The 11,240-nt window shown below is 73.0% G+C and carries 10 protein-coding genes; 3 read left to right on the forward strand and 7 right to left on the reverse strand.

Translation table 11 applies throughout. From position 1 onward, the window contains the following. Window positions 1-27: 27 nt before the first annotated feature. Window positions 28-996 (reverse strand): AraC family transcriptional regulator, encoded by a 969-nt coding sequence (locus ACZZY9_RS08210; RefSeq protein WP_463463725.1) that lies wholly within the window; start codon window positions 994-996, stop codon window positions 28-30. A gap of 168 nt (window positions 997-1,164) precedes the next feature. On the opposite strand from ACZZY9_RS08210, the gene ACZZY9_RS08215 reads away from it, so the two are divergent. Beyond that, the gene (locus ACZZY9_RS08215) at window positions 1,165-2,202 is read left to right on the forward strand and encodes an aldo/keto reductase (RefSeq protein ID WP_192061691.1); all 1,038 of its coding nucleotides are present in this window, start codon (window positions 1,165-1,167) and stop codon (window positions 2,200-2,202) included. Window positions 2,203-2,331: 129 nt separating this feature from the next. Here the strand turns inward: ACZZY9_RS08215 and ACZZY9_RS08220 are convergent, their stop codons facing one another. The 3 genes from ACZZY9_RS08220 to ACZZY9_RS08230 all read right to left on the reverse strand — a co-directional run bounded on the left by ACZZY9_RS08220 (window position 2,332) and on the right by ACZZY9_RS08230 (window position 6,131). Beyond that, window positions 2,332-3,222, reverse strand: coding sequence for a TspO/MBR family protein (locus tag ACZZY9_RS08220; protein WP_463463726.1), 891 nt, complete (start codon window positions 3,220-3,222; stop codon window positions 2,332-2,334). A gap of 63 nt (window positions 3,223-3,285) precedes the next feature. Then, entirely contained in the window at window positions 3,286-5,577 is a 2,292-nt protein-coding gene (locus ACZZY9_RS08225; RefSeq protein ID WP_463463727.1) for a heavy metal translocating P-type ATPase, read from the reverse strand. A gap of 95 nt (window positions 5,578-5,672) precedes the next feature. Then, on the reverse strand, window positions 5,673-6,131 hold the full coding sequence (locus ACZZY9_RS08230) for a DUF3817 domain-containing protein (RefSeq protein WP_192061688.1): 459 nt from the start codon (window positions 6,129-6,131) through the stop codon (window positions 5,673-5,675). A gap of 708 nt (window positions 6,132-6,839) precedes the next feature. On the opposite strand from ACZZY9_RS08230, the gene ACZZY9_RS08235 reads away from it, so the two are divergent. Further along, window positions 6,840-7,505 carry an SDR family NAD(P)-dependent oxidoreductase gene (locus ACZZY9_RS08235; RefSeq protein ID WP_463463728.1) on the forward strand — a complete coding sequence of 222 codons (666 nt, stop codon included), beginning with the start codon at window positions 6,840-6,842 and terminating at the stop codon, window positions 7,503-7,505. Window positions 7,506-7,644: 139 nt separating this feature from the next. On the opposite strand, the gene ACZZY9_RS08240 is transcribed toward ACZZY9_RS08235, so the two are convergent. From ACZZY9_RS08240 to ACZZY9_RS08250, 3 genes are all read right to left on the reverse strand, one after another. After that, window positions 7,645-8,781, reverse strand: coding sequence for a hypothetical protein (locus tag ACZZY9_RS08240; RefSeq protein WP_463463729.1), 1,137 nt, complete (start codon window positions 8,779-8,781; stop codon window positions 7,645-7,647). A 117-nt stretch (window positions 8,782-8,898) separates the two neighbouring features. Continuing rightward, on the reverse strand, window positions 8,899-9,846 hold the full coding sequence (locus ACZZY9_RS08245; RefSeq protein WP_463463730.1) for a ferredoxin reductase domain-containing protein: 948 nt from the start codon (window positions 9,844-9,846) through the stop codon (window positions 8,899-8,901). Beyond that, entirely contained in the window at window positions 9,843-10,421 is a 579-nt protein-coding gene (locus ACZZY9_RS08250; RefSeq protein WP_192061686.1) for a molybdopterin-dependent oxidoreductase, read from the reverse strand. The genes ACZZY9_RS08245 and ACZZY9_RS08250 overlap by 4 nt, the downstream gene beginning before the upstream one ends. 154 nt (window positions 10,422-10,575) lie before the next feature. Between ACZZY9_RS08250 and ACZZY9_RS08255 the strand changes: the two genes are divergently transcribed. Further along, entirely contained in the window at window positions 10,576-11,199 is a 624-nt protein-coding gene (locus ACZZY9_RS08255) for a superoxide dismutase (RefSeq protein WP_243215559.1), read from the forward strand. Window positions 11,200-11,240: the final 41 nt, after the last annotated feature.

Here is an 11,240-nt window from a genome sequence, read left to right on the forward strand (position 1 = left end):
CCGGCCGTGGCAGCGGCTCGTCGTGCGTCAGGCCTCGAGGGTCTCGCGCGGCGAGCGGCCGTACGCCTCGAGGTGAAGCGCCGAGAAGCGGCCCGCGTGGGCGAAGCCCCAGCTCGCCGCGATGCCCGCGACGGTGTGCCCGAGGGTGGGGTCGCTCGCCAGCAGCTCGTCGTGGGCGCCGCGCAGTCGAGCCTTCCGCAGCTCGGCCATGGGAGTCGAGTCGAGGTGCTTGCGGAACGCGAGCTGCAGCCCGCGCGGGGTCAGCCGGGCGGCCTCGGCGATCTCGGCGACGCCGATGTCGTCGTGCGCGTGCTCGGCCATGAACGTCATCGCGCGGCGCACGGTCGAGGGCAGCAGGGGCCCTTCGCTCCGCTCGTCGAGCCCGACGGCGGTGGTCGAGAACCCCTCGACGAAGGCGGCGACCACGGTGCGGAACGCGGCCGACCGCACGAGCTGACTCGCCATCGCCGCGTCGTTGCCGACCAGCTGCCGCAGATGCCCCGACACCGACCGCCAGTGCTTCTGGTGCGCGGGCGAGACGGGGTTCATCGAGGTGAGGTGCAGTCCGCGCGGGGCGGTGAGACCGAGCACGGCGAGCTCCTTCTCGACCGCCTCGCGATCGAGCATGATCTGCGACAGCTCGAGGTGCTCCCAGCGGGTGTCCTTGACGCGACTGCTCGAGAAGGCGACGGTCTGGCCCGTCGTGCCCCGCACCTCCTCGACTCCGTCCGAGACGGTCACCCGACCCGCGACGACGGTCGCGATGCTGAAGTACGGGATCGGGTCGCTGAGGGTCCGCAGGACTCCGCCGTACTCGAGGTGACCGACGGCGAAGCGGGACTCGCCGGTGACCGATCGGCGGAACCGGAAGTCGTCGGAGACGGCGGCGTCGAGCGACTGCAGACGGTAGACGCGGTGCAGGATCTCGTGGGCGACGGCGCGGTCGGTCGTCTCGATGGTGCGGACGCGCGGGTCCGCGAAGGGATTCGGTGACATCGGTGTCGGCCCGGGTCGGGTGGTGGCCGCGGCGAACGGGGTCCGGGTTCGCGTGAGCTCGTCGACCTGATCCGTCGACTGGGCGAAGGCTACCGTGGAAACCCGCGCGTCAGCAGGCTCCGAGCGGGTGAGATCCCGAGCCGCGGGACGGGGCGTAGCGTCGCCGACATGGACTACAGAACTCTGGGAAACAGCGGCGCCTCCGTGTCGGAGCTGACACTCGGCACCATGACCTTCGGCGCCGAAGCCGACGAGACCACCTCCTTCGCCCTGCTCGACGCCTTCGTCGCGGCGGGCGGCACGCTGGTCGACACCGCCGACGTGTACAGCGCGGGCGTGTCGGAGGAGATCATCGGGCGCTGGCTCGCGAAGCACCCGACCGAGGAGGCGCAGGTCGTGCTCGCGACGAAGGGGCGGTTCCCGATGGGGGCCGGCCCGAACGACGTCGGGCTGTCGCGCCGTCACCTCGCGACCGCCCTCGACGCCTCACTCACCCGACTCGGCGTCGAGCACGTCGACCTCTACCAGATGCACGCGTGGGACCACCTGACGCCGATCGACGAGACCCTTCGGTTCCTGGACGACGCCGTCAGCGCGGGCAAGATCGGCTACTACGGCTTCTCGAACTACCTCGGCTGGCAGGTGAGCAAGGCCGTCGGTCGCGCCGCGGCCCTCGGCTTCACGCCGCCCGTGACCCTGCAGCCGCAGTACAACCTGCTCGTGCGCGACATCGAGCACGAGATCGTGCCGGCCTCGCTCGACGCCGGCATCGGCCTGCTGCCGTGGTCGCCCCTGGCGGGCGGCTGGCTGAGCGGCAAGTACACCCGCGACCAGGCCCCGACCGGAGCCACCCGCCTCGGAGAGGACCCGAAGCGCGGAATGGAGGCCTGGGAGGCGCGGAACGCGGACGAGCGCACCTGGGCCGTCCTCGACGAGGTCACCTCGATCGCCGCCGCCCACGACGCGTCGGCGTCGCAGGTCTCGCTCGCGTGGCTGCTGCGTCAGCCCGCGGTGACGTCGGTCATCCTGGGCGCGCGGTCGGTCGAGCAGCTCTCCGACAACCTCGGGGCGTCGGACGTCGCGGTCGCGCTGACCGACGACGAGGTCGCCCGCCTGTCGGCCGCCAGCGCCCCGCGGATCGACGACTACCCGTACGGCACCGCCGGCGTCGCGCAGCGCGACCGCAAGCTCGCCGGCGGCCGCTAGCCGCTCGCGCGGCCCCGCAGCGCGCTACACCCCGTTTTCGGCGCTACACCCGGATCTTTCGGGGTGCTGCGCCGAGAACGGGGTGTGACGCTGAAGCGCGGCGGCGCGCGGCGGCGGCGGCGCCGGCGCTCAGCGGTGCAGCGAGCGGGTGGCGCCGACGCGACCTCGCGCCACCCGCACGGCCACCGTCACGCCTAGCACGACGACCGCCGCGATGATCGCCGCGACGCCGGCCACCGTGTTCTCGGGTTCGCCGAGCAGACGTCCCACTGCGATCCACGACAGACCCCAGCTCAGCGACAGGGCGGGGGCGATGCGACCGCGCCCGGCGAAGGCGATCGCGACGCCGACCAGGGCCGCGACCCCGAGCACCACGGCCGACCAGAAGCCGGCCGGCAGACCGAAGCCGTCGAAGCCTGCGTCGACGAACCCGGCGGCCACGTTCGCGACCGTCGCCACGCTGACCCAGCCGAGGTAGAGGCCGAAGGTGCCGTCGGTCACGACGGCGTCGACCCAGCCGCTCGAGGCGGTGTGGAAGCAGATGACGAAGATGCGCGCGAGCACGAGCAGCAGCGCGACGATCACGGCCGCGCCCAGCCAGACGCTGCCGAGCTGCACGGCCGCGAAGAGCCAGCCCGCGTTCAGCAGCATCGAGGCGGCGACCCAGTAGCCGAGGCGACGGTGCCGCGTGACGGCCCGCTGACGGGGCAGGGCCTGGTAGACGGCGTAGGCGACGAGGCCGAGGTAGATGACGCTCCAGATGCTGAACGCCGTGGTCGCGGGGGCGACGGTCGTGGCCGTGGCGCTGAGGGCTCCCCCGGCGGCGTCGGCGACCGCGGTGCCGCCGAAGGCGCCCGAGCCGACGGCCGCGAGCACGATCGCGACGACCGCGCTGACCAGCACGACGATCTGGCGGACGACGTCGGCGCCGGTGGCGGGCGCGTCGCTCGTGGCGCGCGAGTCGCCCGCCGCGGGCGACGGGGTGCGGGCGGGGCTGCTGGTCTGCGGGTCGGAACTCATGCGGATGACGCTAGTCGCGCCTCCGGCAGATTTCTCTTAGCAACTAAAACAATCAGCGACCTGTCAGGCGGCGGGCTTCCAGCGACGCAGCAGCTGCGCGTTGAGCGCGACGATCACTGTCGACAGGCTCATCAGCACCGCACCGGCGGCGGGCGAGAGGACGAAGCCGACCCCTGCCAGGACCCCGGCGGCGAGCGGCACCGACAGCACGTTGTAGCCGGCGCCCCAGACGAGGTTCTGGATCATCTTGCGGTAGCCGACCCGCGACAGCGAGATGACCGACAGCACGGCCCGCGGATCGTTCGAGGCGAGAACGACGCCGGCCGACTCGACGGCGACGTCCGTCCCGGCGCCGATCGCGATGCCGACGTCGGCGCGGGCGAGCGCCGGAGCGTCGTTCACGCCGTCGCCCACCATCGCGACCCTCTGGCCGCGCTCCTGGAGCTCGGCCACGCGGGCGTCCTTCTCGTCGGGGCGCACCTCGGCGAACACCTCGTCGATGCCGAGCTCGCGCCCGACGGCCTCGGCGACGGGCCGCGCGTCGCCGGTGATCATGGCGACGCGCACGCCCGCCTCGTGCAGACGTCGCACCGCCTCCGCCGACTCGGGGCGCACCTCGTCGCGCAGGGCGAAGGCCGCCTCGACCGCGCCGTCGCGCACGAGATAGAGCACGGTGGCGCCGTCGTCCGACCACGATGCGGTCGCGGCGCCGATCTCGTCGGGCACCTCGTGGTCGCCGTCGCGCAGCAGACCCGGGCCGCCGACCGCGACCCGCACGCCGTCGATCGTGCCCTCGACGCCGCGCCCCGTGACGGTGCGGAAGTCGGTGACGTCGACCCGCGCCTCCTCGGCTCGGGCGTGAGGCGACTCGGCCGCGGCGCGGACGATGGCCCGGGCCAGAGGGTGCTCGCTGTCGCGCTCGACGGCGGCCGCGAGGCGCAGCGCGGCGTGCCGACGGTCGTCGGAGGAGGCGGAGGCGGTGGAGTCCGAGGAGGCGGTCGTCACGTCCGTCACGACCGGCTCGCCCCGCGTGAGGGTGCCCGTCTTGTCGAACAGGACGGTGTCGACCAGACGCATGCGCTCGAGGGCGAGGCGGTCTTTGACGAGCACTCCGGCGCGCGCGGCGCGTTCGGTCGAGATGGCGATCACGAGCGGGATCGCCAGGCCGAGGGCGTGCGGGCAGGCGATGACGAGCACGGTGACCGTGCGCGTGATGGCCTGGTCGACGTCGCCGATCAGCAGCCAGACGACGAAGGTGATGACACCCGCGCCCGCGGCGAACCAGAACAGCAGGGCGGCGGCGCGGTCGGCGAGCGCCTGAGCCCGCGACGACGAGGCCTGCGCCTCGGCCACGAGACGGCGGATCCCGGCGAGCGCCGTGGCCTCGCCGACCGCCTCGACCCGCACGCGCAGGGTGCCGTCGGTGGCGACCGTTCCGGCGACGACGCGGTCGCCGACAGCGCGGGAGACCGTGCGGGACTCACCCGTGATCATCGACTCGTCCATCGCGGCCTCGCCGTCGACGATGCTGCCGTCGGCGGGGACCCTCCCGCCCGAGCGGACGAGCACGACGTCGTCGACCGCCAGCTCCGCGATCGCGACGGGCTCGGTGTCGGCGGTGTCGGCGTCGGCGGTGTCGGGTGCGACGACGCGGTCGGCGGTGTCGGGCAGCAGCGCCGCGAGGGCGTCGAGCGCTCCGGAGGCGGCGCCGAGCGCCCGCATCTCGATCCAGTGGCCGAGCAGCATGATGACGACGAGGAGAGCGAGCTCCCACCAGAAGTCGAGGTCGAGCCCGCCGATGCCGAGCTGGGTCGCCCAGCTCGCGGCGAAGGCGACGGTGATCGCCATCGCGATGAGCAGCATCATGCCGGGCTGCTTGGCTCGCGCCTCGGCAACCCCTCCGCTGAGGAACGGCCAGCCGCCCCAGAAGAACAGGAACGTGCCGAGCACCGGCGAGATCCACGTCGAACCGGGGAACTCGGGCACGTCGTAGCCCAGCAGCCCCGCGAACATCGAGCTGAAGACGATCACCGGGATCGCCACGACCAGACTCACCCAGAACTTGTCGCGGAACTGCGCCGCGTGATCGCCGTGCCCGCCGTGCCCGTGCCCGTGCCCGTGCCCGTGCCCGCCGTGTCCGGTGTGCCCAGCGTGCGCGTCATGCCCGGCGTGCGCGTCGTGACCCGCGTGCGCGTCGTGACCCGCGTGACCGGCGTGCGCGTCGTGACCCGCACCTCCTTCGTGATCCGCGTGCGGGTCGTGACCCGCATGCGCGTCGCGAGCAGCGCGGTCGTCGCGACCCGCGCCTCCTGCGTGGTCGGCGTGCGGGGTGCTGTCAGGGTGCCCGGTGCTCATACACATACCCTAGGGGGGTATACGTCAGACCGCCAGCATCCGATGGATCCCGAGCCGCGGAGGCGCGACGCGACACCCCCCGCCCGTCCCGCCGGTCAGCCCCCGACCGGAGGCCCGACCACGAGCAGAACGACGAACACGACCACCACACCGGCGACGAGCAACCCCAGGGCGAGCCCGAGGTGCGTGAGCATCCAGCGCAGCAGGCGGTCGAGCGGGCGGCGGTCACGGGGGTCGTCGGTGGCGGTGCGTCGCCAGTCGCCGCGGAGTCGCCCGCTGCGGTCGATCCAGCGCTCGACCGGGACCGACGCGTACGGCACGACAGCGCTCGCCAGCGCAGCCAGCGTGACACCGAGCGACCAGCGCTGGTTGACCGCGACGACGACCCCGGCGACGAGATACGCCAGGAACACGAAGCCGTGGATCGGCCCGGCGACGCTGACCGGCCAGTCGCCGACGCGGGCGACGTACTTCAGCAGCATGCCGCCGATCAGCAGCGACCAGGTCACCACCTCGGCGACGGCGAACGAGCGGAAGAGGGTGCGAGGCGACACGAGTTGCTCCTGGTCAGGGGCCGACGGGGTACGGCGTCCATGCTCGCAGCCCCCGCCTGGGCGCCCGCCCGCGCGCCGCGGCGCCGCGGCGCGCCCCCTCCCCGAACGAAGTGACCCGAAACGGCCCCTCGGGCGCCAGGAGGCCGCGCTTTGCGTCACCTCGATGAGGCGCCGCGCAGGCGGGCGCCGCCGGCGCAGAACGAAGTGACTCGAAACGGGCCCTTGGGCGCCAGGGGGCCACGCGTTGCGTCACCTCGATGGGGCGGGACGGGTGCGGGACGGGGTGCGGGGGACGGCGGGCTCCCCGGGTGCCGACCCGCGCCTCCCGCGCGTCGCACCCGAACGAAGTGACGCGAAACGGGCCCTGAGGCGCCGGCAGGCCGCGCTTTGCGTCACCTCGATGAGGCGCCGCGCGGGCGGGCGCCGCCGGCGCCGAACGATGTGACGCGGAACGGGCGCTGGGGCGCTAGGAGGCCACGCGTTGCGTCACCTCGATGGGGCGGGACGGGGCGCAGGGGGCGGCGGGCTTCCTGGGGGCCGACCCGCACCTCCCGCACCTCTCGCCCGAACGAAGTGACTCGAAACGGGGCCTGGGGCGCCAGGGGGCCACGCTTTGCGTCACCTCGAGGGGGCGGGGCGGGGTGCGGGAGCGCAGGGGGCGGGGCGCTGCCTGGGTGCCGACCCGCGCCTCCTTGGTTGAGTGGGGGCATGACGACACTCGCGATCATCGGAGCAGGCAAGGGGCTCGGCGCTGCCGTCGCCCGACGATTCGGCCGGGAGGGCTACAGCGTCGCGCTGATCTCACGGCACCAGGGGCGGCTCGACGCGCTGGCCGCCGAGCTCGGCGCCGACGGCGTCACGGCTCAGGGCTTCACCGCCGACGTGCGCGACCCCGCGAGCCTCGCAGCCGCGCTGGAGCAGGCGACCGAGCAGCTCGGGCCGATCCAGGTGCTGCAGTACAGCCCCCTGCCGCAGAAGGACTTCATGCGCCCCGTGCTCGAGACGACGCCGGCGGACCTCGTCGGGCCGATCGAGTTCTCGGTCTACGGACCCGTCGCGGCCGTGCACCAGGTGCTGCCCGGCATGCGGTTCCTGCCCGGAGGCGGTGGCACGATCCTCTTCGTCAACGGCGGCTCGGCCGTCACCCCCGGCAAGAACCTCACCGGCACGTCGATCGCGTTCGCCGGCGAGACCGCTTATGCGCAGCTGCTGCACGAGGTGCTCGCCGACGAGGGGATCCACGTGGCGCAGCTGATCATCCCCGGCGGCATCGACCCGCAGAGCGAGGGCAAGAACCCCGACGCCCTGGCCGAGCTGCTCTGGCAGCAGCACGTCTCGCGGAGCACGTTCCGCACCACCGCCCCCGAGGCCTAGCCCGCCGGCCCGCGCGGCCGCGGCCGCGGCCGCGGCTGCGTCACACCCCGAAAACCGCGCCACACCCTGAGAAATCGCGGTGTGGAGCGGTTTTCGGGGTGTGGCGCGGGGAGACGCGCAGAGGGTGGAGCGGGATCGACTAGCGGGCGTCGATCGAGAACTGCACCGGCGCGGGCAGGTCGGCGATGTGCAACGTGTACGTCGTCACCGCACCGGCGGGTGCCGCGAGGTCGAGAGTGACCGACTCGCCGTTCAGCCAGCTGCCGGTGACGAACCGGCCCTGTGCATCCGTGATCATGAAGCTCGCGAAGAGCGAACCGTGGATGGTCACCGCGGCGCGGCCGTCCGCGATGTCGCCGACGACGACCGTGCCCGGAGCCGGCGTGCCGGGCTCACCGGGGTCGCCGGGCTCACCCGGGTCGCCGGGCTCACCGGGGTCACCGGGCTCGCCGGGGGTCTCGCCCTCGTCGGTGCGGTCGATGACGAGGGGCTGGCTCTCGACGACCGTGCTGTAGCCCTCGCGCAGCTCGAGGGTGAAGGCCGTCTTCACCCCGGCCGGGGCCGGGAGCGACACACGGCCGACGCCGTCGGTGCCGAAGGCGTCGAGGCCGTACGAGTCGCCGGAGGCGTCGACGACGCTCCAGATCTGGCCCGCGGGGCCGGCGAGGGTGACCGTGGCGTAGCCCTCGATCACGGCGCCGACACTGTAGGAGACGCGGAAGTCGCCGGGGATGCCGGGCTCCTCCGGCGTACCGGGGTCGACGGGCACCTCAGGGTCGACCGGCACCTCAGGGTCGACCGGCACCTCGGGGTCGACCGGCACCTCGGGGTCGACCGGCACCTCGGGGTCGACCGGCGTGCCGGGGTCGACGCCCTGGCGCGGGTCGACGCGCCACTCGGAGAGGTACGGGACGCCGCTGACGACGGAACGGACCTGGAACACGTTCTCGCGGTCGTTCGCGACGCGGATCGAGACCGTGTTGCGGCCCGAGCCGTCGAGCAGGGTGCGGGTCTCGACGCCGCGCTCGTCCGTGAAGACGACCAGAGCGCGGGGCGCGCCCTGGACTGCGACCTCGACGGCGCCGTCGCTGACGCCGAGGAGGGTGATGGCGGGGCGCTCGGCCGTGCCGTCGCCGGTGGTCGAGGCGATGGTCGCCGACGCCGCCGAGGAAGCCGACGCGTCGGGGCTCGCGGCGAATGCGGGCCCGGCGACGAGCGAGGCGAGGACGACGCCGGCGGTGCCGATCGTCGCGAGGCAGGTTCTGGCAGTGGACATGGTGCTCCTTGTGTCAGGCGCATCCGACGGACGCGCTGACCGGCATGCTACACGCGACATACTGGGCGTTATGGACGTCGAGCACTGACCTGTGGACAGCCGCCGCCGCCCGCCCCGTCACACGCCGCCGAAGCGCTCCGTGCGCACGCGGGTCGGCGCGTGTCCGAGCTCGACCAGCCACCCCGCGACGGCCTCGACGAACGAGTTCGCCCCGCAGACGTAGACGAGCGGGTGCTCGGCGGCGGGCAGCACGAGCGACTCGAGCTCGTCCCGGGTCAGGCGCCTCGCCGGCCGCAGCTCCCCCTCCGGCACCTCGCGGCTGTAGACCCAGTCGACCCGCAACCCAGCACCAGCACCACCACCAGCCCCCGAGGAGGCGCGCACGGCCTCGTCGAGCTTCCCCGCGAACCAGCGCGACCGCGGGCCGCGCACCGACGCGAGCAGACGCATGGGAGGCGCGCCGTCGCCTCGCGCCCGCACCATCGCCATGAGCGGAGCGAGGCCCGACCCGCCGCCGATCAGCTGCACGGGCGCCTCGCGCACCGGCGTCGCCCCCTCCGGCTCGGGCAACACGGCATGCACGGCGGAGCCGGGCTCGAACTCGGTCGGCGGCCAGACGAACCAGCCGCCGATCGGGCCGCGGACCTCGATCGGGTCGCCGGGTTCGGCGGCGTCGACGAGGTAGGGCGACACCTCGCCGTCGTCCATCCGCTCGACCGTGACCTCGATCTGCGGGGCACGACCCGCGCCTCCCGGGCCGTCGGGAACCGGGCTCGCATCGGCGACGCGACCCGCGCCTCCTGGGCTCGCGGGATCCGCACCCGTCTCGGCGAGGCGACCCGCGCCTCCTCCGGACCGTCGGGAGCCGCGCACATCCGACAGGGAGTACGAGCGCACGGCCGTGTACCCGTCTTCGGCGGTGAGGCGCAGATCCACGTGCTGCCCGGCTCGAGCCGGCCGCAGACCCGGCACCGCGATCGTCAGCGACCGCGCCCGCCCGGTCTGCGGGGACGCTGCGACGATCGTGCCGGGCAGCCAGTCGAACGAGTCAGCGACGGGGCTCACGCGTAGCGCTCCTCCTTCCAGGGGTCGCCGTGGGGGTGGTAGCCCATGCTCTCCCAGAAGCCGCGACGGTCGGTGGCCATGGTCTGCAGCCCCTGCAGCCACTTGGCGCTCTTCCAGAAGTACAGCCCGGGTACGAAGAGGCGCGCGGGCCCGCCGTGCTCGGCGTGCAGCGGCTGCCCCTCGTAGGTGTCGACCACCCATGCCTTGCCGCCCAGCAGCTCGGTGAGCGGCAGATTCGTCGTGTAACCGCCATGACTGGTGGCCATCGCGAACTCGTGCTGCGTGTCGAGCCCGTCGAAGAGGGTGTCGATCGAGACGCCGCGCCAGTGGGTGCCGAGCTTGCTCCAGCTCGTGACGCAGTGGATGTCGGTCTCGATGTCCTCGTGCGGCAGCGCCTGGAAGTCGGCCCAGCTGAGCGAGCGCTGCGCCGTCTCCGTCGCGATCTGGAGCTCCCACCGCTTGATGTTCGGCGTCGGCCCGGCCGACAGCACGGGGAACCCGTTCTCGAGGTACTGCCCCGGTGGGAGGCGCGGGTCGGCTGCGCGCCGCCTGCCGAGCCCGGTGAATCCGGCCATGGTGCGCCTCCTGGGTGCTGGTGTTCGGTCTCTCGTCGCCCCCAGCTTCGCACCACCACGGCGTCGCCGTATCTGCGATCACGCTGGGAGAACGTTGACCCCGACATGGGTGGAGGTCGTACGGTGGACGGAGGTCAACTCGAAAGGACCCCACATGGCTGAGTACACCCTTCCCGATCTCCCCTACGACTATGCAGCGCTCGCGCCGCACATCAGCGCGAAGATCATGGAGCTGCACCACTCCAAGCACCACAACACGTACGTGACCGGCGCGAACACGGCCAACGCCGCCCTCGCCGAGGCCCGTGAGACCGGCAACCTCGCCAACGTCAACAAGCTCGAGAAGGACCTGGCCTTCAACCTCGGCGGCCACGTCAACCACTCGATCTTCTGGACGAACCTGACCCCCGAGACCGGCGAGCCCACCGGCGACCTGCTCGAGGCCATCGGCTCCGAGTTCGGCGACCTCGAGAAGTTCAAGGCGCACTTCACGGCCACGGCGCTCGGCGTGCAGGGCTCCGGCTGGTCGGTGCTCGCGTACGACGTGCTCGGCGAGAAGCTCAGCGTCTTCCAGCTCTTCGACCAGCAGGGCAACGTGCCGTTCGGCCTCGTGCCGCTGCTGATGCTCGATGTGTGGGAGCACGCCTACTACCTCGACTACCAGAACGTCCGCGCCGACTACGTCAAGGCCTTCTGGAACATCGTGAACTGGGACAACGTCGCCGCCCGCTACGCCGCCGCGACCACCAAGACGCAGGGCCTGCTGACCGGCTTCTGATCCGGTCCCCCGCAGCCGCATCGCTGCTCTCGAGGGCGCAT

It is taken from the genome of Frigoribacterium sp. AC394 (genome assembly GCF_979258095.1).